The 24,072-nt window shown below is 65.2% G+C and carries 19 protein-coding genes and 1 pseudogene; 5 read left to right on the forward strand and 15 right to left on the reverse strand.

The genetic code is table 11. The features are described 5' to 3' along the window. Positions 1 to 80 precede the first annotated feature (80 nt). The 3 genes from DACI_RS13335 to DACI_RS13345 form a co-directional block, all read right to left on the reverse strand. On the reverse strand, positions 81 to 1,112 hold the full coding sequence (locus DACI_RS13335; protein ID WP_012204541.1) for an MFS transporter: 1,032 nt from the start codon (positions 1,110 to 1,112) through the stop codon (positions 81 to 83). Between the two features lies 1 nt (position 1,113). Beyond that, the gene (locus tag DACI_RS13340) at positions 1,114 to 1,623 is read right to left on the reverse strand and encodes a MarR family winged helix-turn-helix transcriptional regulator (RefSeq protein WP_012204542.1); all 510 of its coding nucleotides are present in this window, start codon (positions 1,621 to 1,623) and stop codon (positions 1,114 to 1,116) included. A 150-nt stretch (positions 1,624 to 1,773) separates the two neighbouring features. Next, complete coding sequence (locus DACI_RS13345; RefSeq protein WP_012204543.1) at positions 1,774 to 2,460, reverse strand: DUF3334 family protein; 687 nt, start codon at positions 2,458 to 2,460, stop codon at positions 1,774 to 1,776. 139 nt (positions 2,461 to 2,599) lie between these two features. Between DACI_RS13345 and DACI_RS13350 the strand changes: the two genes are divergently transcribed. Next, positions 2,600 to 3,238 carry a ParB-like protein gene (locus DACI_RS13350; protein WP_012204544.1) on the forward strand — a complete coding sequence of 213 codons (639 nt, stop codon included), beginning with the start codon at positions 2,600 to 2,602 and terminating at the stop codon, positions 3,236 to 3,238. Beyond that, positions 3,238 to 4,863 carry a SulP family inorganic anion transporter gene (locus tag DACI_RS13355; protein ID WP_012204545.1) on the forward strand — a complete coding sequence of 542 codons (1,626 nt, stop codon included), beginning with the start codon at positions 3,238 to 3,240 and terminating at the stop codon, positions 4,861 to 4,863. The genes DACI_RS13350 and DACI_RS13355 overlap by 1 nt, the downstream gene beginning before the upstream one ends. Before the next feature lie 21 nt (positions 4,864 to 4,884). Here the strand turns inward: DACI_RS13355 and DACI_RS13360 are convergent, their stop codons facing one another. Next, positions 4,885 to 5,871 carry a LacI family DNA-binding transcriptional regulator gene (locus tag DACI_RS13360; RefSeq protein ID WP_012204546.1) on the reverse strand — a complete coding sequence of 329 codons (987 nt, stop codon included), beginning with the start codon at positions 5,869 to 5,871 and terminating at the stop codon, positions 4,885 to 4,887. A 135-nt stretch (positions 5,872 to 6,006) separates the two neighbouring features. On the opposite strand from DACI_RS13360, the gene ptsP reads away from it, so the two are divergent. The 3 genes from ptsP to DACI_RS13375 are packed head-to-tail and all read left to right on the forward strand — an operon-like array spanning position 6,007 to position 11,263. Further along, positions 6,007 to 8,550, forward strand: a complete 2,544-nt coding sequence (ptsP, locus tag DACI_RS13365) for a phosphoenolpyruvate--protein phosphotransferase (protein ID WP_043781402.1) — start codon at positions 6,007 to 6,009, stop codon at positions 8,548 to 8,550. Then, on the forward strand, positions 8,547 to 9,512 hold the full coding sequence (locus DACI_RS13370; RefSeq protein WP_012204548.1) for a 1-phosphofructokinase family hexose kinase: 966 nt from the start codon (positions 8,547 to 8,549) through the stop codon (positions 9,510 to 9,512). The genes ptsP and DACI_RS13370 overlap by 4 nt, the downstream gene beginning before the upstream one ends. Positions 9,513 to 9,535: 23 nt before the next feature. Next, entirely contained in the window at positions 9,536 to 11,263 is a 1,728-nt protein-coding gene (locus tag DACI_RS13375; RefSeq protein WP_012204549.1) for a PTS fructose transporter subunit IIC, read from the forward strand. A gap of 58 nt (positions 11,264 to 11,321) precedes the next feature. On the opposite strand, the gene proX is transcribed toward DACI_RS13375, so the two are convergent. The 11 genes and pseudogenes from proX to phnC form a co-directional block, all read right to left on the reverse strand. Then, positions 11,322 to 12,368 (reverse strand): glycine betaine/L-proline ABC transporter substrate-binding protein ProX, encoded by a 1,047-nt coding sequence (gene proX, locus DACI_RS13380; protein ID WP_012204550.1) that lies wholly within the window; start codon positions 12,366 to 12,368, stop codon positions 11,322 to 11,324. Positions 12,369 to 12,478: 110 nt separating this feature from the next. Continuing rightward, positions 12,479 to 13,678, reverse strand: a complete 1,200-nt coding sequence (gene proW / locus DACI_RS13385) for a glycine betaine/L-proline ABC transporter permease ProW (protein ID WP_012204551.1) — start codon at positions 13,676 to 13,678, stop codon at positions 12,479 to 12,481. Further along, entirely contained in the window at positions 13,675 to 14,997 is a 1,323-nt protein-coding gene (gene proV / locus DACI_RS13390; RefSeq protein ID WP_157059722.1) for a glycine betaine/L-proline ABC transporter ATP-binding protein ProV, read from the reverse strand. Before proV ends, proW begins: the two co-directional genes overlap by 4 nt. 1,183 nt (positions 14,998 to 16,180) lie before the next feature. Further along, complete coding sequence (locus DACI_RS13395) at positions 16,181 to 17,083, reverse strand: methylenetetrahydrofolate reductase (protein WP_003056080.1); 903 nt, start codon at positions 17,081 to 17,083, stop codon at positions 16,181 to 16,183. A gap of 91 nt (positions 17,084 to 17,174) precedes the next feature. Beyond that, positions 17,175 to 17,843 carry an epoxyqueuosine reductase QueH gene (locus DACI_RS13400; RefSeq protein ID WP_003056085.1) on the reverse strand — a complete coding sequence of 223 codons (669 nt, stop codon included), beginning with the start codon at positions 17,841 to 17,843 and terminating at the stop codon, positions 17,175 to 17,177. Then, positions 17,840 to 18,310, reverse strand: a pseudogene (locus DACI_RS13405) (LysR substrate-binding domain-containing protein); the annotation flags it as partial. The pseudogene DACI_RS13405 and the gene DACI_RS13400, both read right to left, overlap by 4 nt. 70 nt (positions 18,311 to 18,380) lie before the next feature. Continuing rightward, positions 18,381 to 19,919 carry an IS3 family transposase gene (locus tag DACI_RS13410; RefSeq protein WP_003056089.1) on the reverse strand — a complete coding sequence of 513 codons (1,539 nt, stop codon included), beginning with the start codon at positions 19,917 to 19,919 and terminating at the stop codon, positions 18,381 to 18,383. Between the two features lie 577 nt (positions 19,920 to 20,496). Continuing rightward, positions 20,497 to 21,480 carry an NAD(P)-dependent oxidoreductase gene (locus DACI_RS13415; protein WP_011517523.1) on the reverse strand — a complete coding sequence of 328 codons (984 nt, stop codon included), beginning with the start codon at positions 21,478 to 21,480 and terminating at the stop codon, positions 20,497 to 20,499. An 8-nt stretch (positions 21,481 to 21,488) separates the two neighbouring features. After that, on the reverse strand, positions 21,489 to 22,289 hold the full coding sequence (gene phnE, locus DACI_RS13420) for a phosphonate ABC transporter, permease protein PhnE (protein ID WP_003056093.1): 801 nt from the start codon (positions 22,287 to 22,289) through the stop codon (positions 21,489 to 21,491). Further along, the gene (gene phnD, locus DACI_RS13425) at positions 22,286 to 23,164 is read right to left on the reverse strand and encodes a phosphate/phosphite/phosphonate ABC transporter substrate-binding protein (protein WP_003056094.1); all 879 of its coding nucleotides are present in this window, start codon (positions 23,162 to 23,164) and stop codon (positions 22,286 to 22,288) included. The genes phnE and phnD overlap by 4 nt, the downstream gene beginning before the upstream one ends. Further along, positions 23,158 to 23,997, reverse strand: a complete 840-nt coding sequence (phnC, locus tag DACI_RS13430; protein WP_003056095.1) for a phosphonate ABC transporter ATP-binding protein — start codon at positions 23,995 to 23,997, stop codon at positions 23,158 to 23,160. The genes phnD and phnC overlap by 7 nt, the downstream gene beginning before the upstream one ends. Positions 23,998 to 24,072 lie beyond the last annotated feature (75 nt).

Below are 24,072 nucleotides of genomic sequence, written 5' to 3' on the forward strand. Positions count from 1 at the left end.
CGCCTCGCACCCGCATTCGGCCGGACCGTCGCCTGGGCGACTGTGGCTCTCAGCCAGGGCGGCCCTCGCCGGGGCGGCCCTCAGCCGGGCGCCCGCTGCACGTGGCGCAGCGCGCTGCGAAAGCCCAGTTGCCCCAGCACGCAGGCCACCACCAGGGCCAGCGCTGCCGACAGCGCCGGGTTGCTGCCCAGGCTGGCGCCCAGCGTGCACAGGCCGCCCACGGCCATCTGGGTGCTGCCGTAGACACCGGCGGCCGAGCCCGTGAGGCGCGGATGCACGCTCAGCGCGCTGGCCAGCGCCGCAGGACTGGTCAGGCCCGAGCCCAGCGCGAACAGCACCATCAGCCCCACCACGATGGCCGGCGTGAGCTGGTTGAACAGGGCCAGCAACAGCAGCATGGCCGCGCTGGCCAGGCTCAGCAGATTGCCGTTGAGCATCAGCCGCTCCAGGGGCCAGTGGCGTATCAGCTGGCGGGCCAGCGCATTGCCCACGGCCATGCCGCCCATGAGCAGGCCCAGGTAGATGGCCACCTCATGCTTGGTGGAATGCAGCTGCTCGATGAAGACGAAGGGCGCGGCCGCCAGGAAGGCATAGATGGACGTGGTGGCGCAGCCGCCGCCCACGGCAAAGCCCACGAAGGCAGGAGAGCGCAGCAGGCTGCGGTAGTCGTCGCGGATGGTGCCCAGGTGCAGGCGGCCCGTGGGCTGGCCGGTTTCCGGCAGCAGCTTCCAGATGGCGAAGGCCGTCACGCCGCCGACCACGGCCAGCGTGCCGATCAGCCAGGGGGCGGACGGGGCGAGAAAGGCCGCCAGGCTGGCCAGCGCATAGAGGATGAGCCCGGCCAGCAGCATGGGGCGGCGCCCCAGGCTGTCCGACAGCGGGCCATAGATCAGCTGGCCCACGCCCAGGCCCAGGATGTAGACCGTGATGGTCAGCTGCATCTGGCTGGCACCGGCCTGGAGCTGGCGTGCCGCATCGGGCAGGGCGGGCAGGAACATGTGCATGGCCAGCGTGCCGACGATGGTCACGATCACCAGCAGCCACAGCGGCGCCTTTCGGCTGGCCGCTGTACGGCCCTGGGCGGGCGATAGCGAAGAGTGCTCGGCCGTCATCTCAGGCAGCCTGCTCGTCGGGCAGGTCCGTGTCGCAGGCGGGCTCGGCGGCCATGGCCTCCAGCAGGCGCTGCAGCGTGGCGTAGGCCGCGCCCAGTTCCTCGGGCGGCACGGCGCCCAGCACCTGGGCGCGCGCCTGCTGAAGCAGGCCCTGCACGGCTTCTACCTGGGCATGGCCGGCTGGCGTGAGCTGGATTTTTCTGACGCGGCGGTCGCTGTCGTCCACGCGCTCTATCCAGCCCTGGGCGGCCAGGCCGTCCACCAGCCGCACGACGGAGGAGCTGTCCAGCGCCAGGGAGTGGGCCAGATCCTTCTGGCGCATGGCCTCGGGCGAGCGCGCCAGGTGCATCAGCGGCATCCACAGTGCCTGGGTCAGTCCCATGGGCGCCAGCAGCCGGTCCAGCGTGCGGCGCCACTGCTTGTTCACCTGCCCCAGCGTGAACATGAAATGCCTTTGCACGGCGGCGGGGTCGGGCTGCTTGGGCGGGAAGGGGGCGGAAGGGGACGACATCGGGTGATATTCAAATAGTTGGCATCCCAATTATCTGCATATCAACGATGTCGTTTGCGGGGCCGCCCTGATACATCCGCATGCATCAGGGTCTTGCCCGCAGTGCCGGGGCTGTGTGCCTGGGTTGTATGCCGGGGCGTGTGCCGGCAGTTACATGCCCAGCGACTTGAGCAGTTCGTCGGTGTCGGTGCTGGCGGCCGGTGCGGGCGCTGCGGCCGGGGCGCTGGCGGCGGTCTGGGCCATGAGCGCATCGGGATCGGGGCGCTCCTGGGGCTCGAAGTCCACGACCTTGATGAACTCGGTGCGGTCCATGGCCAGTTCGAGATAGAAGATGTTGTTGTTGCCCGTGTAGAAGGTCACGCGGCGCGCCTCGGGGGAGTCGAGGTTGGCGTCCACGCTGAGGTTGACCTGCTTGTTCAGGCGGATCATCTTGGGCTGGCTCTGGGTGATGTAGGTCTGAAGCTCGCGCTGGACCTTGCTGGTGAAGTCGCCCACCACCTGGTTCATCAGCTCGCCCATGACGTTGCTGACATCGTCCGAGGTATAGGAGGTGGCCAGGTCGTCCTCGCCCATGCCCATGCTCAGCATGTAGCTGCGGTACAGCTCCATGGCGGCGGCGGCCGAGAAGTTGATGATCACCAGGCCCGAGAAGCCGCCGTCCACCAGGACAAAGCAGCCGATGTCGGGCTTGAGGCTGGTCTTGGTGATGCGCTGCACCATGCCCGAATACTGGATCTGGCACTGCGTGGCCACCTGGAGCACGCGCGAGACGGAGTTGCAGAGACTGATCAGCACGTCTTCCGTGCCATGGACGATGGGATGTTGGGGCTGGTTCATGAGGTCAACGGGACAAAATTGTGAGCGATTATGGGTGCAAGTCCGTTGTTGCGACCATTTGTAACTCCGAAGGCGTATTCTGGATGCCGGACCGGGCAGCCCGCCGGGTCCGCACCTTTGATGCAATGGAGGTTGGACGATGAGAGCACAGCAGCATCTGACCCGGGTTTCGCTGGACGCACTGCGTCCTACGCAGATGACCATAGGCGCCGCCGAAGTGCAGACCAAGCGCGCCCAGTGGAGCCGCCTCAAGCGCAAGGAGCGCGAGGGCGTTCTGGCCTCGCACTGGTTTCCGGCCGTGCTGGGACCGCGTGGCCTGCACTACATCGTTGACCACCACCACCTGGGGCTGGCGCTGACGCAGGAGTCCGTGGAGCAGGTCTGGGTCATGCAACTGGCCGATTTCAGCGAGGCCGATCCGCTGATGTTCTGGCGCCTGATGGAGTTCCACCAATGGGCCCATCCGTATGACGAGCGCGGCCGCCGCTGCGACTGGACCAAGATGCCCGAGCAGCTGGACCGCCTGCGCGACGACCCCTACCGCAGCCTGGCCGGCGCCGTGCGCAAGGCCGGTGGCTATGCCAAGGACACTGCGCCTTTCGTCGAATTCCTCTGGGCCGATTTTTTCCGCACGCGCTTTGCACCCAAGGACCTGCGCAGTGGCAAGAGCGATGTTGCCTTGCCCGATCAGGCCCTGCATGAGGCCCTGGGCCTGGCGCACGGCGCCGAGGCGCGCTACCTGCCGGGCTGGTCCGGCGTCGTTGCTCCGCAATCCTGATGCGTGCGCCTGGCCTGCCTGCCTTGGCCGATTGGGGCGCCGGCCTGTCCATCGCCGGCCTGCTGCTGCCCGAGGCCGTGGCCTATTCCGGCATCGCCGGCCTGCCGCCGCAGGCCGGGGTGATTGCGCTGTTCGCCGGGCTGCTGGCCTATGGCCTGCTGGGGACCAGCCGCTTCGCCATCGTCTCGGCCACATCCTCCTCTGCCGCCGTGCTGCTGGCGGCCACGGCGTCCATGGCCGGTACCTCGCCGCAGCAGCGCATGCTGCTGGGCGTGGGCATCGTGCTGCTGACGGGCCTGTTCTTCGTGGTGGCGGGGCTGGCGCGGCTGGGCGCGGTCTCCAATTTCATTGCCAAGCCCGTGCTGCGCGGCTTTGCGCTGGGGCTGGCGCTGACCATCGTGGTCAAGCAGATCCCGCATGCCGTCGCCTTCCAGCCCGTGCATGGCGATCTGCCGCGCTTTGTCTGGGAGCTGCTGGCCGGCTGGCGGCACTGGAATGGAGCGGGCCTGGCCATGGCCGTTGCGGCGTTGCTGCTGATGCGTGCGCTGGCCCGCTGGCGTGGCCTGCCTGCGGCCTTGCTGGTGATTGCGGCCGGCATTGCGCTGGATGCGGGCGGCTGGTGCGCGCGCTGGGGCATTGCGGCCGTGGGGCCGATACGGCTGGATTTCTCCAACCCCGGCATTCCCTCGCTGTCGCGCGCCGAATGGCTGCGCCTGGGCGAGCTGGCCTTTGCGATGGCGCTCATCCTCTATGCCGAGTCCTATGGCTCCATCCGTACCTTTGCGCTGCGCCACGGCGACCGCGTCGATGCCAACCGCGACCTGATGGCGCTGGGCGCGGCTAACCTGCTGTCGGGCGTGTTCCATGGCATGCCCGTGGGCGCGGGCTACTCCGCCACCTCGGCCAACGAGGTGGCGGGCGCGCAAAGCCGCGCTGCAGGCCTGGTGGCCTGCGCCGTGGTGGGCCTGGCCGTCTGGCTGCTGCTGCCCTGGATAGAGCGTACGCCCGCGCCGCTGCTGGCCGCCATCGTCATCCACGCCGTGGGCCACACGCTGAACCCTGCCGCGCTGCGCCCTTACTTCGCCTGGCGGCGGGATCGCTTGATCGTGGTGCTGGCCTTCTTTGCCGTGCTGGCGCTGGGCGTGCTCGACGGGCTGCTGCTGGCCATCGCGGCCAGCCTGCTCATGCTGCTGCAAACGCTGTCGCGCTCGCATGTGAGCTGGCTGGGCAGGCTGGGGGACACGCATGACTTTGTCGATGCCGCACGCCACCCTGACGCGGTGGTGCCGGCCGGCCTGCTGATCGCGCGGCCCGAGGCGCCGCTGTTCTTCGGCAATGCCGACCCGGTGTTTGCGGCCATCCGGGAGCGGCTTCAATCCCTGCCTTCGCCCCGCGGCGTGGTGCTGAGCCTGGAAGATTCGGCCGATCTCGATGCCACCAGTGTCGAGGCGCTGTGCGACTTCGCGGCCCAGTTGCGGCAACTGGGCGTGCCGCTGGCCCTGGCCCGCGTCAAGGACCCCGTGCGCGACCTGCTGGCGCGCGTGGGCAATCCGGCCTTGCCGCGCGCCAGCTATGCGGGCTGGAGCGTGGACGACGCCGTGCGCCAGTTGCAGATCCCTGCGTGATCCCCGCCCCGGCGCAGCCCCTCAGGCCGCCGCCTGGGTGGACTCGCGCACGATGCAGCGCCCCTGCATGATCACCTTGCGCAGCGGCAGGTCGGGCGCGTGCAGCCGCTCCATGAGCAGGCCGAATGCGGCGCGGCCCATGGCCTCCACCGGCTGCTCGATCACGGTGATGGCGGGGGCCACCAGTTCTGTCCAGCGCTCGTTGTCGAAACCGGCAAGCGCCACATCGCCCGGGATGCGCAGGCCTGCGGCGCGTATCGCGCGCAGGCAGCCTTCCAGCAGCAGGCTGTTGCTGGCCACGAAGGCGTCGGGCCGCTGCGGCTGGCGCAGCCATTGCGCGACCTCGGCCTCGGCGGCATCGCTGGTCGGAGGCAACTGGCGCAAGTCGGGCTCCAGGCCCGCATCGCGCATGGCGGCCAGATAGCCGTCGCAGCGCTCGCGCGCCGTGCTGCTGGTGCTGCCGAAGACGCCTGCAATGCGGCGGCGGCCCTGGTCCACCAGATGCCTGACCAGGGTGGCGCAGGCCTGGGCGTTGTCCAGCACCACGCTGTCATGGAAGGCCGGGGCGCCCGCCCGGTCCACCAGGACGACGGGGAACTCCAGCTGCATGCGCTCGAGCTTGTGCAGGCTGGCCTGGGTGGGCGCAAAGATCAGCCCCGCGATGCGCTCTTCCTGCATGAGCTGCAGGTACATGGCTTCGCGCTGCGGGTCTTCGTCGGTATTGCACAACAGCACGCGCCGGCCCTGGCGATAGGCCTCGGCCTCGACCGCGCGGATCAGGGCCGTGAAAAACGGGTTGCGTATGTCGGCCACCAGCACGCCCATGGGGCCAGCGTCGCGCGCGCGCAGCCGGCGCGCCATCAGATTGGGCCGGTAACCCGTGGCCTGCACGGCGGCCGCGACCCGCGCCCGGACCTCCTCGCTGACCGAGCCGCCCGCCAGCGCGCGCGATACCGTCGATTTGGAAACCCCGGCCGCACGGGCCACATCGTTGATGCTGATGCTCAATGCAATCGTTCCCGTTGGTTGTGGTGTGCCGCAGAGGATAACTCCAAAGAAATGCTGAGTTATGGCCGGATTATGGCCGGGTTATGTTGCAGTGCAGATTGACTGATGGTTGGGAACGTTCCCAAAATCCGCGCCATGATCAATGCCCATTCATCCCTCCCGGCGGTTGCACCCACCGCTCCTGCGGGCCTGCAGATCGCCGTGCGCCTGGACGCCAGGGTGCGCGACAAGGCCGACGCCATTGCCCAGGCGGCCCTGCTGCTCCAGGACCGTGGCTGCGTGGCTCCTGGCTATGCCACCGGCATGCAGGCGCGCGAGGCCCAGGCCGAAACCTTTCTGGGCCACGGCGTGGCCATTCCCCACGGCCGCGCCGAAGACCGGGCCCTGGTGCTGCGTGACGCGGTGGCCGTGCTCCAGGTGCGCGAGGGCCTGGATTGGAATGCCGGCCAGAACGTGCATCTGGTCGTGGCGGTGGCGGCACGCTCCGATGCCCACATCACCTTGCTGCGCCGTCTGGCCGGCCTGCTGCAGACACCGCGGCTGCAGGCGCTGTTCACCACGGGCGATGTGCAGCAGGTCATCGATGTGCTCCAGGGGCAAGCGGACCCGGCGCCGCCTGCCGCCCGCACGGCGGCAGTGGATCTGGCCGAGGCGCGCGAATGGACCATTGCCTATCCCAACGGCCTGCATGCGCGGCCTGCCACGCGCTGGGCGGAGTCGGCGCGCGGCTTTGCCTCGCACATCCAGGTGCGCCATGGCGGCGAGGTGGCCGATGCGCGGCAGATGGCCAGCCTGCTGCAGCTGGGACTGCGCGAAGGCGACAAGGTCACCGTCTCGGCCGAGGGCCCCGACGCCAGTGCCGCGGTCCAGCGCCTGTGTGCCGTGGCCCAGGCCCTGGTGGCCCAGGAACGTGCCGATGCCGACGCCGCTGCGCGCAAGGCGGCCGAATCGCCCGCCACGGGCTGGCTGCCGCCGCTGGCGCGGCCTGCCTTTGTGGGCCTGGGCGCCAGCCCGGGGTTGGCCGTGGCCCGCATCCACCAGTGGCGTGTGGAGGCCGCCGAGATTCCCGACCTGCCCGAGCCACTCAGCGTGTGCGGTGCGCGGCTGCATGCGGCGCTGGCCGAGACACAGGGCCAGCTGCGCGCCCTGCATGACGACACCCGCCGCCGCCTGGGCGAAGGCGATGCGGCCATCTTCAGCGCGCAGGCCGAGTGGCTGGGCGACACCGGACTCATCACGCGCGCCTGCCAGCTCATGGTCCAGGGCCACGGCGTGGCCTGGGCCTGGGACCGCGCTGTGGAGGAAGGCGCTGCCCGTCTCCAGGCGCTGGACAACCCCGCGCTGGCCGCGCGTGCCGCCGATCTGCGCGACGTGGGCCGGCGCGTGCTCGTGCAACTGCAGCCCTCGCTGGCAGCGGCGGGACCGGAGGGCCTGCCGGAAGGCGGCTGCATCGTGGTCGCGGCCGATCTTTCGCCCTCGGAAACCGCCCAGCTGGACACGGCGCGCGTGGCCGCGCTGGTCACGGCGCAGGGCAGTCCCACCTCGCACACGGCCATACTCGCGCGCACGCTGGGGCTGCCGGCCGCCGTGGCGGCAGGCGGCGGCGTGCTGGGCATGGCCGATGGGGCCCTGGCCATCGTCGATGGCGCCAATGGCCGCATCTACCTTGATCCCTCGGAGCAGGACCTGGCTTCGGCGCATGCCCACATGGCCGAGCAGCGGGCGCTGCAGGAACGCGTGTCCGCGCAGCGCGGCCTGCCTGCCATCACCACCGATGGCGTGCGCATCGAAGTCTGCGCCAACGTCAACCTGCCCGAGCAGGTGCCGCTGGCCCTGTCCCAGGGTGCCGAGGGCGTGGGCCTGATGCGCACGGAATTCCTGTTCCTGGAGCGCGGCAGCACGCCCGGCGAGGACGAGCAATACGAAACCTACCGCGCCATGGCGCAGGCGCTGGAGGGGCGGCCGCTGATCGTTCGCGCGCTGGACATCGGCGGCGACAAGCAGGTCGCCCACCTGGAGCTGCCGCGCGAGGACAACCCCTTCCTGGGCGTGCGCGGCGCGCGGCTGCTGCTGCGCCGCCCCGACCTGCTGGAGCCCCAGATGCGCGCCCTGTACCGGGCGGCCTGCGATGGCGCAAGGCTGTCCGTGATGTTTCCCATGGTCACCAGCGTGCAGGAGCTGCTGGCGCTGCGCGCGGCCTGCGAACGGCTGCGCGCCGAACTGGACGCCCCGGTCCTGCCGCTGGGCATCATGATCGAGGTGCCCGCCGCCGCCGTGCAGGCCGACGCACTGGCCCGCCATGCCGATTTCTTCTCCATAGGCACCAACGACCTGACCCAGTACGTGCTGGCCATGGACCGCCAGAACCCGCAGCTGGCGGCCGAGGCCGACAGCCTGCATCCGGCCGTGCTGCGGATGGTGCGCGCCACCGTGCAGGGCGCTGCCACCCGCGCGCGCCCCGTGGGCGTCTGCGGCGGATTGGCCGGCGACCCGTTCGGTGCGCTGCTGCTGGCCGGGCTGGGGGTGGGCGAGCTGTCCATGACCCCCAACGACATCGCCGGTGTCAAGGCCGGTCTGCGCGGGGCCAGCCTGCGGCAGTTGCAGGCGCTGGCAGACAGGGCGCTCGGCTGCGAGGATGCCGCGCAGGTGCGCGAACTGGCCAAAGAGGTGACGGCATGAACGCCCCGCAAGCCATTACCGTGACCCTGAACCCGGCCATAGACCAGCTCGTGACCCTGGATGCGCTGCTGCCCGGCCAGGTGCAGCGCGCATTGGGCAGCATGCAGGCGCCGGGCGGCAAGGGCATCAATGTTGCCGCCGCCTTGGCGGGCCTGGGCGTTTCCACCGCCGCGCTGGGCGTGCTGGGCAGCGACAACGCCGGCATGTTCGAGGCCTTGTTCGCCCAGCGCGGCATTGCCGACGCCTGCCTGCGCGTGCCGGGCCAGACGCGCACCAATATCAAGCTGGTGGCCGACGGCGGACGCCAGACCACGGACATCAACCTGCCGGGCCTGGCCTTGGCCGAAGCACATCTGGACGCCGTCATGTCCGCGCTGGCCCGGTATCTGCGGCCCGGCTTGGCCGTGGTGCTGTCGGGCAGCCTGCCGGCCGGCCTGCCTGCGGACAGCTGGGCCCGGCTCCAGGCCCAGGCCGTGGCCGCCGGTGCCGACGTGCTGCTGGACACCAGCGAGGCCCCCCTGGCCGCCGCCCTGGCCACGGCCCCCCATGCGGCGATGCCCTGGGCCATCAAGCCCAACCGGGAGGAGTTGCAGGCCGCCACAGGCCGGCGCCTGGACGGCCGCGATGCGCTTCTGGCCGCCGCGCGCCGCCTGCTGGACAGGGGGCTGGGGCTGGCCGTGGTGTCCATGGGCGAGGAGGGCGCGCTGTTCGCCAGCGCGCAAGGCGCGGTGATTGCGCGGCCGCCGCAGCGCGCGCGCGGCAGCTCCGTGGGCGCGGGCGATGCCATGGTCGCGGGCATGGTGGCCGCGCGGCTGCGCGGACTGGATCTGGCGGACACCGCACGCCTGTCCACGGCCAGCGCGCTGGCCTGGCTGCAGGCCGCGCCCGCGCGCGAAGTCGATGCCGACCGCGTCCAGGCCCTGGCCGCCAGCGTGCTGCTGGAGCCATGCCAGTGGCCGTGATCCCCCATTCTTCAGGAGCTTTCATGAACCCTCTTTTTGTGGTGATCGCAGCCGCCGGGCACGACGCCGAAGCGCTGCTGGCCGCCGAAGCCCTGCGCCATGCGGCCGGACAGCGTCCCTTGGCCGTGGAGGTGCGCGCCAGCGGCGGTGTGATCGGGCTGCATGCGGCCGATGCCGCCGCGCAGGCCGGGCAATTGCTGATCGTGGGGGATGCCGGCACCGATGACGATGCTGACACCGCCGCCGATGCCTCCCGCTTCGTGCAGGCCGCCGTCGAGCGCTGCAGCCTGCGCGAGGCGCTCGACGATCCGGCCGGCGTGCTTGCGCGCTGCGCTGCCGCCAGTCCCGCAGTACAGCGCACGGGCAAGCGGATCGTGGCCGTCACCTCCTGCCCCACGGGCATCGCCCACACCTTCATGGCGGCCGAGGGACTGCAGCGCGGCGCGGCGGCGCTGGGCCACGCCATGCGCGTGGAGACGCAAGGCTCGGTGGGCGCGCTCGATGCGCTGACGCCGCAGGAGATTGCCGAGGCCGACCTGGTCATCATCGCCGCAGACCGCGAGGTCGATCTTTCGCGCTTCGCCGGCAAGCCGCTGCTGCGCAGCGGCACCAAGCCGGCCATACGCGACGGCTCGGGGCTGATTGGCCGGGCGCTGGCCGAAGCCACCGTGCATGGTGCCGGCGTGGGCGCTGCTGCAGGCAGCGCCGCGCCCACGCCGGCCCGGACCCAGGGCGGTGCCTATCGCCACCTGATGACCGGCGTGTCCTTCACGCTGCCCTTCGTCACGGCGGGCGGCATTCTGATCGCCATGGCCTTTGCGCTGGGCGGCATCTATGTCCATGACGATGCGCACCAGGGCACGCTGGGATGGACGCTGTTCCAGATCGGCGCCAAGGGCGGCTTTGCGCTGATGGTGCCGGCGCTGGCCGGCTATATCGCCTATTCCATTGCCGACCGGCCCGGCATTGCGCCGGGCATGATCGGCGGGATGATCGCGTCCAGCATGGGCGCAGGCTTCATCGGCGGCATCGCGGCCGGCTTCATCGCCGGCTACGGCGTGGCCTTCATGGCGGCGCACATCCGGCTGCCGCAGGCGCTCAAGGGCCTGCTGCCCATGCTGATCCTGCCCGTGCTGGGCAGCCTGTTCACGGGGCTGCTGATGTTCTATCTGGTCGGTGCGCCCGTGGCCGAGCTGCTGCAGTGGCTGAGCGCCTGGCTGCGCGGCATGCAGGGTGCCAGTGCCTTGCTGCTGGGCCTGTTGCTGGGCGCGATGATGGCCTTTGACATGGGCGGGCCGGTGAACAAGGCCGCCTATGCGTTTTCCACGGGAATGATCGCGAGCCAGGTCTACACGCCCATGGCTGCGGCCATGATCGCCGGCATGACGCCGCCGCTGGGGCTGGCCCTGGCCACGCGCCTGTTTGCCGACCGCTTCACGCGCGAGGAGCGCGGCAGCGCCGCCTCGGCCGGCGTGCTGGGCCTGGCCTTTGTCACCGAGGGGGCCATTCCCTACGCGGCGCGCGATCCGTTGCGCACGATTCCGGCCCTGGTGCTGGGCTCGGCCGTGGCCGGCGCCGTGTCCATGCTGGCGGGTGTGGAGCTGAAGGTGCCGCATGGCGGCATCTTCGTCGCGCCCATTCCCAACGCCGTGACCCACGTGGCCATGTATGCGGTGGCGCTGGTGGCGGGCGTGGTGGTCACGGCCATCGCCCTGCGCATGTTCAAAAGGCCCGCCGAAGCGGGCCTTTGAAGCGGGCCTTTGAAGCAGGAAGCCGGGGGAGCGCCTGGAGCGGCTTCCCCCGCAGCGTTCAGCGGGCTGCGGCGCGGGCCTGTTCCAGCCAGCCGTCGAAGGTCTTCTGGTGGGCCTTGATCCAGCCGTCCACATGGCGGTTGATGTCCGAGGGCTTGTTCTGGCCCTGGCTCATCATGTGGTTCTGCGCGCTGATGTCGCCCACGGGCAGCTGCATCAGCTCGAACAGCTTGCCGGCGTCGGGATGCTTGTCGGTGAAGGCCTTGTTGGCCACGATCTGCTGCTTGTTCACCACGAAGCCGTAGTTCTTGCCGTTGGGCAGCTTGGTATCGAACTTGGCCTGCTCGCCGGGCAGCGAGGAGAAGGGCACCTCCAGCCACACCACGTCCTTGCCGGGCTTGAGCACGTTGCTCACCCAGTAGGGCGTCCAGGTGTAGTAGAGGATGGGCTTGCCGGCCTTGTAGCGCGAGATGGTGTCGGCGATCAGCGCCGAGTACGTGCCCTGCTTGTGGGTCACGGTGTCGCGCAGCTTGTAGGCCGTCAGGTGGTGCTCGATCACGGCCTCGCAGCCCCAGCCCGGCGTGCAGCCGGTGAGGTCGGCCTTGCCGTCGCCGTCCGAGTCGAACAGCTTGGCGATCTTGGGGTCCTTCAACTGGCCGATATTGGTGATCTTGTATTCGTCGGCCGTCTTCTTGTCGATCAGGTAGCCCTGGGCCGCGTTGTCCGAGTACACGCCCTTGCGGAACAGCTTGGCGTCGCCGCCCGCGTTCTTGTAGTAGTCGGCGTGCAGCGGGTTCCAGTGCGTGGCCAGGAAAGTGGCGTCGCCATTGGCAATCGCCACGTGGGCCGTGGGGTACTCGACTTCCTGGAAGGGCTGCACGTCGTAGCCCAGCTTCTCCAGGGCCTTCATGACGATCAGGGTCTGGAAGCTTTCTTCGGCGATGGAGCTCTTGAGCGGCGACACCTTCACGCCCTTGCCGGGCTGGTCGCTGGCGGCCGATGCGCCTGCGCAGGCCAGTGCGATGCCGGCAGCCATCGTGGCGGTGCGCAGCCAGTGGCTGGCAGCGGCAGTTGGCAGTCGATTGTGGTTCAGGGCTTGGTTCATCCTCGGGTTCCTCCGTTGTGTGATGAAAGGGGAGTGGGCGGCCAGCGTGGCTGGCCGCTTTTCGGGAAGGCGGCGCGGCAGTGGGCCCATCCGCGCCGCAGTGAAGGCATTCAGCTGGTGCTGCCGCGATGGACCGGCTTGTTGCCGGCGCCCAGCAGGCGGGCGATGCAGCCGGCGGGGCCGCTGTGCCACCAGCGCGCACCGCCACGGGTCGTCTGCCCCATGGCCTGGGTGATGCGGTCCAGCACGATGGCCAGCAGCACGATGCCCAGTCCGCCCACGGTGGCCAGGCCCATGTCCAGGCGGCCGATGCCGCGCAGCACCATCTGGCCCAGGCCGCCCACGGCGATCATGGAAGCGATCACCACCATGGACAGCGACAGCATCAGCGCCTGGTTCACGCCGGCCATGATGGACGGCATGGCCAGCGGCAGCTGCACCTTCCACAGCAACTGCCAGGGCGATGCGCCATAGGCGCGGCTGGCCTCGATCAGGTCGGGGCGCACCTGGCGGATGCCCAGGTTGGTCAGTCGGATCAGCGGCGGCAGCGCGAAGATGATGGTCACGATCACGCCGGGCACGTTGCCGATGCCGAACAGCATCACCACGGGCACCAGGTAGACGAAGGCCGGCGTGGTCTGCATGGCGTCGAGCAGCGGGCGTGTCCAGCGTTGCGCACGGTCGCTGGAGGCCAGCAAAATCCCCGCGGGCAGGCCGATGACCATGCAAAACACCAGCGAGGTCAGCACCAGGGACAGCGTCACCATGGCCTCGGGCCAGATGCCCAGCATGGCGACCACCACCAGCGAGACGGCGGCGCCAATGGCCATGGCGCGGCCCGCGAACTGCCAGGCCACCAGGGTCAGGACCAGGATCAGCAGCGGCCAGGGCAGGGCCAGCATGGCATCGGTGATGCCCGACAGCGTGCCGTCGATGGGCGTGCGCACGGCCTGGAAGAAGGGGCGGAAATGGTGGACCACCCATTCCAGGCCGCTGTTGATCCAGCCCTGCACGGGCAGGCCGTCGGTGGTCAATTGGTGCCAGAGGCTGGCATGGGCGTCGTCGGGAACGCCCGAGCCGGCCGAGGCGCCCAGCCAGTCACCGCCTGCGGCATCACCGCCGCTGGCGGCGCCCCAGGGATCGGCCGAGGCATCGGGCGCTGGCGTGGCGGCGGTTGCCCAGGGATCGGCGCTTGCAGAGGCTGCAGAGGCCGCGGAATCGGTGGAAGCAGGGGCTGCGCTCGCATCGGCCCAGGGATCGGTGGCGGCGGCGGCGGTGTTCGGGTTCAGGCTGTTGGTTGCATCGCTCATGCGGCATCTCCTTGTCGTTGTTCGATCGGCTCCACGGTCGGCGCGACGGTGGGGGCGTTGGAGACCGGGAAATGCGGGTTGAGCGTGACCGGCGGCACTATCTCCTGCGGCGGCGGCACGGGCGGCGTGTCGCGGTCCAGGAAGCGCAGCATGGTGGTGCGGCTGACCACGCCCATGAACTGGCCGTCGTCGCTGGTCACCGGCAGCGCGCAGGGCGCGGCGGCCACGGGGCCGAACAGCTCGGCCACCGGCGTGCCTGCAGACAGCGGCTCGACGTTGGGCAGGAAGGCGTGGCTCAGGCCCAGCATGCCCGGGCGACCATGCAGTGCGTCGCGCAGCGATTGCGAGGACACCACGCCCAGGAAGCGGCGGCGCGCGTTGACCACATAGGCGTAGTCGCGGTCGGAGTCTTCCAGCAGGCGCTGGGCTGCGCGGCAGCCGCGGTCGCTGTGCTCGGACACCACGGTCAGCGCCTGGCGCGCGATGTCGCCGGCCTTGAAGACCGAGGCCGCGTCCACGCCGCGCACGAAGCTGCGCACATAGTCGTCGGCGGGGCTGCGCAGGATCTCGTCGGGCGTGCCGACCTGGATCACCTGGCCGTCCTTCATGATGGCGATGCGGTCACCGATGCGCATGGCCTCGTCCAGGTCATGCGAGATGAAGACGATGGTGCGGCGCTGGATCTGCTGCAGGCGCAGCAGCTCGGACTGCATCTCGGTGCGGATGATGGGGTCCAGGGCCGAGAAGGCCTCGTCCATCAGCAGGATGGACGGATCGGACGCCAGCGCCCGGGCCAGGCCCACGCGCTGCTGCATGCCGCCCGACAACTCGTCGGGGTAGCTTGCGCCCCAGGCGCCCAGGCCCACCTGCTCCAGCGCGGCCTGGGCCTGCTTCTGACGCTCGGCCTTGTCGGCGCCGGCCAGCTCCAGGCCGAAGGCCGTGTTGTCCAGCACCGTCATGTGCGGCATCAGCGCAAAGGACTGGAACACCATGGAGATGTCCTTGCGGCGCAGCGCGCGCAGATCGCGCTCGCTCAGGGCATTGATGTCCTGGCCATCGACCACGATGCGCCCGGCCGTGGGCTCGATGAGGCGGTTGAGCATGCGCACCAGGGTGGACTTGCCCGAGCCCGACAGGCCCATGACGACGAAGATCTCGCCGGCCTCGATGGTGAAATTGGCGTCGAACACGCCGATGGACTGGCCCGTGCGCTCCAGGATCTCCTGTTTGCTCAGGCCCTGTTGGACGAGGTCGAGTGCGGTCTTGGGGTCGTCCCCGAACACCTTGAACACATGATCGATGATGATCTGCTTGGCCACTGTGGCGTTCTCCTTTTGGGTGAGATGGAACACAGTCCAGCGTCCTCGACGGGCGAAGACGCTGGCGCGCAAGCCAAAAATGAAGCCCTGATGCCGTTCGCTGCAGAGGACTGCCGTCCCCCGTTGCTGGGATTCAAACAGGTGCGAAAGCACCCGAGGCGGCTCGGATGGCACGCGAAGCGGTGCGCAAGAGCCAGAAGTCGAGAGCAGCCGGCGGCGAGGCGCGCGGTGTCTCAGTCGGGCATCGTGGCTGAAGATCAGCCAGCGCGATGCCCCACAACATCAGGACCGAGTTTCGGCCCGGTTGACGGGGCTGTGCCGGGAGCACAACGATCCGCCGGGGTGTATCGGCAGGCCGTGAAGACGGTGCCGATGACCTGCTTGGCAGGTTGTAAAGAAGCCGAAATTATATAAAACAGGTTTTACTGCGTCAAAACGCATGAGCCGAAGGAGGCCTGTTTTGGGCTGTTTCAAGGTCTTGGAGGCTGCAATCGGGCCAGTATTTGCTCACTTAATGAGAGCGTATAGCCCATGATTCACAAGGCATATGCTGTCATCGATGAATAAAATCGGTCAAGCGTCAGCTTGAGGAAAGCTTCAGGCCCGATCTGCGGCAAAAAGCGTGCCTGGCGCGCTGGCCGGCCGGGCGCCAGCAGGTGTCCGACCCGTTGCCTGCGCCCGCCCATGAAAAATGTCCGCTGTCAAGTCTTTGATGTAGACGGACAGTTCCGTAAAAGGTCTTATGGAATAACAGGTTAGTCCATATTTTGGTCGCTACGCATCCTTGCTGATTTGCGAGCTAGGTGCCACATAGGCGCTTTGCAGTGGCAAACGTAAGGATGTCTCAGCGAGCAAAGTCGCATCATCAAAGTTTCGGTCTATCACCATCTTCCTACAGAAGGCAGTTCGAGAAGGGCGTTTATCGTGTTTGCCCCCCCAATCTGCCAATCGATAGCTCGCACCGTCGAAGCCGATGATGCGGGCGATCCATTTCGATGTGGCATTTGCGCCTGCGTCCGGTGATGTTGGCCGCGTGTGTCCTGTGCCAATGGGATCGCGCCCATGGGGCGCTTGCGCAACGCGAAGGCTGAGGCGGGCGGTAGGATGCTCTCGAAGCGTTCGCCCCAACGAGGTCTGCTTCTATGGGGCATGCCAGTGCAAGCGACTGCTGGAGGCGCAGTAATCACATGGGAGCCGTGTCGATGGGTTGTTCAGGCTCGGCACGCGAGCAGTACTGCTCTACCCACTTCACGGACTGAGCGATGCCTCCGAATGGAAAGAAATGCAGGCTCACCTTTCCATGTGCTTCGGTCAGGCGGGTGGTCAGACGATCCACAAAGAGATCCGGGCCTGCTATGCCGAACAGCTTGCTGATCGAGATGCCGTACTTGGACAACATCGACGCGCATGCGCTAACGCCACACAAGGCGGCATAGCGCGCCAGCACCGCCACGCCTGCAGGGCCCGGCACGCCCACGCGTACGGGATGTTCGACGCCACGCCCGCGCAGGGCTTCCAGCCAGGCCAGCACGATGTCGGCATCGAAGGCAAATTGCGTGACGATCAAGGGCGCCATGCCGCGCCCTTCGATGCAGCGACACTTGTGTTCGAGCACTTTCCAACGATCAGATGTGCTCATGACCGGATGGCCCTCGGGATGGCCACCCACGCCGACCATCTGAATGCCCGAGCGCTCGAACACGCCTGATTCGATCAGTGAGGAGCTGTCGGCAAACGGCCCCAGCGGGGTGGACGGATCTCCAGCGATCACGAAGCAACGCTTGACGCCGGCTTCCGCGACCGCGCGCTGGATGAACGACTCCAGTTTTGCGAACGAGGCGATACGGCGTGCAGCGAGGTGAGGCATGGGCTCAAAGCCGAGTCCGCGAACGGCCTGCGCTGCGGCCAGTCGCGCGTCGTTGTCCTGGTTCGCCAGGTAGGGAATGGAAATGGTTGACCCGGGCAATACACGCGGCGCCGCTGCGGTCAGCGCAGAGATATCCTTCGCGTTGACCTCTAACGAATAGGCGTCGGTGATGTTGCCGATGGGCTTTGACTTGTCGGAATGAAGCAAGGGGCTTGCCATATCTGGCGACTGTTGGGAGAGTTCCGACCCGCCAGCGCTGATCGGGTCGGTTGGAAGCCATGGAGCGGCATCGCTCACCCGGCAAGGCGCGTCAATCTTTGGGGGGCTGTTCGTCACCGTAGAACGTCACGCCGAGCTGGATGCGCTCGCGGCCGCTTTCCACGCGGTGGCGGTTCGTGTCGCGCAGCGAGTAGACGCAGCCGCAGTATTCCTGTTGGTAGAAGTTCTCGCGCTTGCTGATCTCGATCATGCGCGCCGAGCCGCCGCCCTTGCGCCAGTTGTATTCCCAGTACATCAGGCCAGAGTACTTGGCCGCCGCACGCACGCCGCAGTCATTGATCTGCTGCATGTTCTTCCAGCGCGAGATGCCCAGGGAACTGGTGATCACCGGAAAGCCGTGCTCATGCGCATACAGCGCCGTGCGCTCGAAACGCATGTCGAAGCACATGGTGCAGCGCACGCCGCGTTCGGGCTCGTGCTCCATGCCCTTGGCGCGCTCGAACCAGTTGTCCCGGTCGTAGTCCGCATCGACGAAGGGCACGCCGAACTGCTCCGCGAAGCGGATGTTCTCGTTCTTGCGCAGCTCGTATTCCTTGAGCGGATGAATGTTGGGGTTGTAGAAAAAGATGGTGTAGTCAATGCCCGAGGCCAGCATGGCCTCCATGACCTCGCCTGAGCACGGCGCGCAGCACGAATGCAGCAGCACCTTGTCGTGGCCTCCGGGCAGCGCAAGCGCTTTGCGTTCGACGGTGGTGTTCATCCCTTGGCTCCTTGGGCAATAGCGGTGGTGGCAGTTGCAGGCTGGCGGGCCAGTTCGACGAAGGCCCGCACGTAGTCAATGGCGGTATCCGCCTCGCGTGCGCCCAGGAAGATCTGCTTGGCAATACCGCGCGCGCCCAGCCGCACAGGCACCACGTCCATCCTGGCCGCATATTCCTCGACCAGCCAGCGCGGCAGCGCGGCGACACCGCGGCCGCTGGCCACCATCTGCACCATGATGTCGGTGGTTTCGATGGCTTTGTGGCGCTTGGGCGTCACGCCGGCCGGCAACAGGAACTGGCTGTAGATGTCCAGGCGTTCGATGTCCACGGGGTAACTGATGAGCACTTCCCGGGTCAGCTGCTGGGGCTTCACGTAGGCCGTAGAAGCCAGGGGGTGGTCTTTGGCCACGACCAGCACCTGCTCGTAGTCGAACACGGGTTCGAACTTCAGCCCCGGCTTGAACAGCGTGTTGATTTCCACCCAGAAGTGACCCACTAGCCCCCGGTGGGGGTGCGGATAAAAACTTGGACTGGTTTTATGCGGCTAGGCCAAGTTTGTGCCGGTATTCCACAGGACTTAAACGTCCCAGAGATACCTTGATACGTTTTTCGTTGTACCAACGAATGTACGCATCGACAGCTTCAATGAACTGCTCAATCGTTGTTGATTGCCAGTTGTTGGGATAGAACAGCTCCATCTTTAGCCTTCCAAAAAAGCCTTCGCACGCAGCGTTGTCTGGTGAGCACCCTTTGCGAGACATCGAGCGAGTCAACTTTGCATCATGGACCCTCGAGAGCCAGCCTGGCCAGCGGTAGTGAGCTCCACGATCAGAATGAATCACAGGGCGGCTCTCGCTGCCTTGAACAGCATCAATGGCCGCATCCAGCATTGTGTTGACGAGATGTGCGTTGGGATGAGTCCCAATCGACCAGCTCACCACCAGCCCGTCAAAGCAATCAATGACTGGCGACAGGTAAACCTTGCCAGCAGGAATCTGGAGTTCAGTAATGTCGGTGAGCCACTTCTCATTGGGCGCAGCGGCACGGAAGTCTCGATTGATGAGGTTTTGCGGGGCGGCACCTATCTCTCCAAGGTAGGAGTTATATCTGCGGCGTTTGGGCTTGGCCACGATCAACCCCTCCTGCTTCATCAGCCGACGAACCACCTTCTCTGAGATGCCCGTGCACTCCTTGAGCAGAGATGCCTGCACCCTGCGATATCCATAGCAACGGTAGTTGTTGTCGAAGATCTCTGTGATGCTTCGGCGTAAATCAACGTATTTGTCAGCCAGCTTCAGCCGAGCACGATGGTAAAAATACGAGCTTCTAGCAAGGCCAACAAGAGAAAGCAGTTCTGGCAATTCATACTGCCCGTGCAACGCTTCAACCAGCACAGCCTTATCTTTGTTTGCCAGCCTATGCAGATCAATGTCAGCCCCATTTTTTAAGATTTCATGGGCCTGCTTGAGAAGCTCACGTTCTATCTTCAGCCGCCGAACATCCTGGCGCAATGATTCAACTTGGCGCCTGAGTGCTGCTTCATCCAACACTGGCGATCGCTTTGGACTGTGTTTCATTGAGGCTGGGGCACAAGGGCCAAGCAACTGATTTTTCCAGTTGTACAAGGTCCCCCTACACACCCCTAACTTGTCCGCAATCTGCTGTGCACTTGATCGACGGGCACACAGCTGCACCACGCCCTCACACATCAAGGCATCAGGCTTTGTAGCCGGCCAAGATCTGCCTACTCTCGATTTGCAGGTGTCAGGGCAGTCTTGCCGAACCCACGCAGTCAACGTTCCTCGACCCGGATAACCCAAAGCCCTCATCGTTGCAGCAATACAGCGATCATGGGCGAGGTAATGAGCAATAGCCACCTGCCTTTGCTGCAGCGAATATTTTGGTGCTCTTGGAGCTTGGCTTGCTGGCAAATCCTGATGCTTCAGGTAGTGCTGATACCAGCCTTTCAATGCGTTCTTGGTTGGGTACCCCAACTGGCGAATCGTGGCTCTGACACGCAAGCCAAGCTTGATGTAAAGCGCAACTGCACGAATCCTGTCTGCGTATGAGTACATGAACTACCTCCCCTGGTAGTCCAAGTTTTTGTCCGCATCCCCGGCGGGTCAGTTCTGCGTGGAAATCAACAGCCTAGATTCATTGAGATGCATCAAAGCAGTCTATCGGCGACAACGCACCTCGTCGTCTGCGTGAACTCTAAGGCAGACCCTAAAGGGGCGAGGGAGACACTTTCGGCGGTGCATCTCAACACTCTGCGCAGTGCGGTTGTATTAGACCTAGGGTTCAGCCGTGCAGTCCAAGAACTCGCAAAGCAGCGTCACCTCTACTACGAGCCGAATGTAATGACCTCAGCTGAAACGTCCTGGGTTGAAACCACTATCAGAGGCCAAGAACGATCAGTGTTGTAGCCTGACCCCTCGAAGTATCTGGTGTTTGCCATGCGCCCATTTGGGCTTACCCCATGAGCTGCGCCGTGCAGAGAACATCATCGCTAAACCACTTCGATGATGACTCAAGTCATTTCCCCTTGGCGAGCAGGATGGCATCACACGGGCAGGTTGCACCCAGCCATAGGACATAGGCTCTGAAGCCGCGCCCATTTCAGCTGGCGTGCAAACCGCCGAGCAACCATACCTATGCTGCCGCGCTGGCCTCGACAGCAACATCACTCAAACTCTCGCCCCTGAGTGAGCGGACTAGGTTCTCAGCAGCCCGCATTTCAATTTCGAACCGTACGCGTCTCACAGCCGAGCCGATGTGGGGAGTGAGTACTGTTCTGGCGTTGTTGGTCAATCCCGGATGAATTTCGCGAGGTCTGTCTGGAAGTAGCCAATCTTCCATCTCATAGACGTCAGCGGCGTACGCGCCAAGTTGCTCATTCGCCAAGGCATCGACAACCGCCCTTTCGTCGACCACAGACCCCCTACCCACGTTTACAAGGATCTGGCCCTTTTTCGATAGTTGAAGCATCCTGGAGTCAACCAGGTGGCGCGTATCGCTAACAAGAGGCACTGCCAGGAACACATAGTCCGATGTGCTGACAGCCTCATCAAGCGTGACCAGTTCGACCTGATCTAGACGCACACTTGGGTCTACACCAAGCAGCCGCGCGCAGCCAAAGCCCGCGAGTCGCGCCAATATGGCCTGCCCAACTTTTCCGAGACCGATCACGCTGGCCACCGACCCATGAAGCCCGGTTCCGTATAGAGCTGGCCTCCACCCAGAGTAGCCTGCTCTTGTAGCGGCGTCACCCTGAAGCACGTTCCTGCCAGCAGCAATAGCCAATCCGATGGCCAGCTCGGCTGTGGGCTCTGTGAGGAGGTCAGGAACAAAGGTGACGCTCACCCCGGCTTGTGCGCAAGCCCTCAGGTCGAAGTTGTCGTACCCCTTGAGTGCACAGGAGATGGTCTTGAGCCTGGGAGCGTTCAGCAGCGACTCTTTGGTCACACTGTCTGTCATGAAGGCCATCATGGCATCAGCATCCACGAGGTACTCCCTGAGCTGGCTGGGGCTCCAGGGGTCAGGCCCTGGATTCATGATGACCTCACCCTCAGCCTGGAGCTTCCTTAGAACCTCTTCATGAACTGGCTGCGTTACGACGATTTTCCGATGATTCATTTTTCGATTTACTTGAGACGCTTTCGCAGCATCGATCCAATGCTGTCAACCACGAGGACACAGGCAAGAATCGACAGAAGGATGGCTGAGACCTCGTCATACTTGACAAGGCGAAGTGCTGCCATCAACTCGAAGCCGATGCCACCTGCACCGACAATGCCAAGTACTGCGGAGGCCCTGAAGTGGTACTCCCAGCGATAGATGGTTATGTCTGCCAACTGTGGAAGGACTTGGGGGATAACGGCATGCGAGATGACCTGAAAGCGGCTTGCGCCTACCGCAGCAGCTGCTTCAAGTGGCTTCGGATCCACGTGCTCAATGGCTTCCGCGTAAAACTTTGCGACCATTCCCGTGGAATGCAACGCTAGTGCGAGCACCCCAGGTAGAGCACCAAACCCTACGGCTGCCACGAACAGAATGCCAAGAATGATTTCTGGCACGGACCGGAATGCCGCCAGGATGACTCTGGCCACTCTTCCCACCAAAGGATTGGGGGTGGTGTTTGGAGCCGCCAGGAGCGCCAGCGGAAGTGAAAGCACGATAGTCAGTGCTGTGCCGGCAATCGACATCGCCAAGGTGTCCCTCAGCGGGATGACCCAGTGCTCCCAGCGGTCGAAGTTGGGAGGGACCATCTCAGATGAGAGCTGCTTGACAGCCGGGGCGCCTTCGATGAACCGCTGTGCATCGAAGAACCCCGTGACGTACAGGGCTACAAGGCAAACCAGAAGGACGAACGCTGTATTGCGCAGTCCAATGAACTGCTCCCGCTTGTCGCGACTGATGATGTTCTCGAATGCAGCCGAGGTCATTGCATACGGCCCAAATCAAGCTTCAGGATGGTTGCGGTATCCCTAAGGACGTCATATGCAGCGTCATCAGTGGCGGCAAACGCCTGGACACGAAACGCCTTGAGCACCTCAGCATCCTTCATGTCCAGAAAGGCAGAGCGGATGGCAGCTTTGAGCTCAGGCTTGAGGTCCCCCTGCATGACGACCGGATAGTTTGGAATGGGAGCAGAAAGGTCAAGCTGAACAATCTTCGTGGCATCAATGCTTCCTCGAGCGATGAGGTTGTCCAGAATCGGCTTGGACAGAGCCCCGGCTGGAATCTGACCCGACTGCACCGCACGTGCGACCGCGTCATGTGCCCCAAGGTGAACTGGCCGATAGTCCTTCTCACCATCAAGCTTGTACTTCTTGAGCAGGTGTGCACGTGGTGCAAGGTGGCTTGATGTGGACGCCTGGTCGCCAAATCCGAAGGGCTTGCCGCGCACGTCTTCAAGCGTTTTCACCGGCCCTCCGGCCGTTGCGATGAGGACCGACTGGTATGTGGGCGAACCACGTTCAACGCCCACCGCAAAGGGCTCAATCCCGGACGCCTTAGATTTGGCCAAAACGTACGAAAACGGTCCAAAGTACGCTACCTCAATCCGACCGAACCGCATTGCCTCGATCATCGAGGAGTAATCGGTAGTCACCACAATCTCAACATCCTTCTTGAGCTGCTGTTCAAGATAGCGCTTAAGAGGCTGCGCGTTCTGGATGATGCTGGCAGCGTTCTCATCTGGAAGAAGGGCGACACGAAGCTTTGATGGATCCTTTCCCTGCGCATGAGCCCACAGAGGAAGGAGTGCAGCAAAAGAAGCTGCGCTGACAACAAGAGAGAAGTTACGGCGATTCAGCATGGCAAGAGCTCCTTGGTTTGACTGGATTGAAGAGTTCGGGGGCTATCAGTGGACGCACTCGTGTTGGAAGCGTTGGACTGCTTTGCATAGAGGTTCCGCGCAACATCAGGACTCAGCTGCTCTGCCCTACCCTCGAATACAACAGCTCCCTGGCGGAGCCCAATGATTCGGTCTGCAAACGAGCGCGCGAGCTCCACCTGGTGAAGACTCACGATTGCGGTGAGGTGGTCCTTTTTGCAGATCTCATGCAACAAGGTGAGCACGCTATGTGCGGTTGCCGGGTCCAGGCTGGCAACAGGCTCATCGGCCAGCAGGATTCGTGGCTTCTGTATTAGCGCCCTAGCTATGCCTACGCGCTGCTGCTGCCCCCCAGACAAGGCATCAGCCCGGGAGAGCGCCTTTTCGAGCAGCCCGACACGCTCAATCACTGTGAGCGCCTCCAGCTTGTCCTTCTTGCTCCACGGCCATAGCGAAGCGAATGCACCCCTGTCACCGAGCTTTCCCATCAGAACATTCCTGAGGACCGACTGACGTCCAATCAGATGATGCTGCTGGAAAACCATCCCACAGCGCTTGCGGTGCTCTCTCAGCGTCTTTGCGTTGACTACCCCACCTGCCAGGCCAGGTATCGATACCTCGCCTTTTGTGGGCAGCACCAGTCCATTGATGCTTCGTAACAAGGTGGACTTCCCTGCGCCCGAGGCGCCCAGAAGCACCAAAAACTCTCCCTGCTTCACATCCAGACTCGTCGGGTGCAAGGCCACGGTCGAGTCAACGTAGCGGACGGAAACTCCCTTGAGACTCAGAACGTCTCGGTCCTTCTCCAACTTCATGTTGTTACCTTTGCAAGTTTCTGCCTGCGAGCAGCGCGAGAGCGCTTATGACGCACATTTGCCGCAGAAAGAAGT

This window comes from Delftia acidovorans SPH-1, from assembly GCF_000018665.1.
Classification (GTDB): domain Bacteria; phylum Pseudomonadota; class Gammaproteobacteria; order Burkholderiales; family Burkholderiaceae_C; genus Comamonas; species Comamonas acidovorans.

Bases quoted from the DNA above. Each gene is read 5' to 3' on its own strand.
- DACI_RS13335 (WP_012204541.1), bottom strand. From the start codon at position 1,112: ATGACGGCCGAGCACTCTTCGCTATCGCCCGCCCAGGGCCGTACAGCG.
- DACI_RS13340 (WP_012204542.1), bottom strand. From the start codon at position 1,623: ATGTCGTCCCCTTCCGCCCCCTTCCCGCCCAAGCAGCCCGACCCCGCC.
- DACI_RS13345 (WP_012204543.1), bottom strand. From the start codon at position 2,460: ATGAACCAGCCCCAACATCCCATCGTCCATGGCACGGAAGACGTGCTG.
- DACI_RS13350 (WP_012204544.1), top strand. From the start codon at position 2,600: ATGAGAGCACAGCAGCATCTGACCCGGGTTTCGCTGGACGCACTGCGT.
- DACI_RS13355 (WP_012204545.1), top strand. From the start codon at position 3,238: ATGCGTGCGCCTGGCCTGCCTGCCTTGGCCGATTGGGGCGCCGGCCTG.
- ptsP (WP_043781402.1), top strand. From the start codon at position 6,007: ATGATCAATGCCCATTCATCCCTCCCGGCGGTTGCACCCACCGCTCCT.
- DACI_RS13370 (WP_012204548.1), top strand. From the start codon at position 8,547: ATGAACGCCCCGCAAGCCATTACCGTGACCCTGAACCCGGCCATAGAC.
- DACI_RS13375 (WP_012204549.1), top strand. From the start codon at position 9,536: ATGAACCCTCTTTTTGTGGTGATCGCAGCCGCCGGGCACGACGCCGAA.
- proX (WP_012204550.1), bottom strand. From the start codon at position 12,368: ATGAACCAAGCCCTGAACCACAATCGACTGCCAACTGCCGCTGCCAGC.
- proW (WP_012204551.1), bottom strand. From the start codon at position 13,678: ATGAGCGATGCAACCAACAGCCTGAACCCGAACACCGCCGCCGCCGCC.
- DACI_RS13395 (WP_003056080.1), bottom strand. From the start codon at position 17,083: ATGGCAAGCCCCTTGCTTCATTCCGACAAGTCAAAGCCCATCGGCAAC.
- DACI_RS13400 (WP_003056085.1), bottom strand. From the start codon at position 17,843: ATGAACACCACCGTCGAACGCAAAGCGCTTGCGCTGCCCGGAGGCCAC.
- DACI_RS13410 (WP_003056089.1), bottom strand. From the start codon at position 19,919: ATGTACTCATACGCAGACAGGATTCGTGCAGTTGCGCTTTACATCAAG.
- DACI_RS13415 (WP_011517523.1), bottom strand. From the start codon at position 21,480: ATGAATCATCGGAAAATCGTCGTAACGCAGCCAGTTCATGAAGAGGTT.
- phnE (WP_003056093.1), bottom strand. From the start codon at position 22,289: ATGACCTCGGCTGCATTCGAGAACATCATCAGTCGCGACAAGCGGGAG.
- phnD (WP_003056094.1), bottom strand. From the start codon at position 23,164: ATGCTGAATCGCCGTAACTTCTCTCTTGTTGTCAGCGCAGCTTCTTTT.
- phnC (WP_003056095.1), bottom strand. From the start codon at position 23,997: ATGAAGTTGGAGAAGGACCGAGACGTTCTGAGTCTCAAGGGAGTTTCC.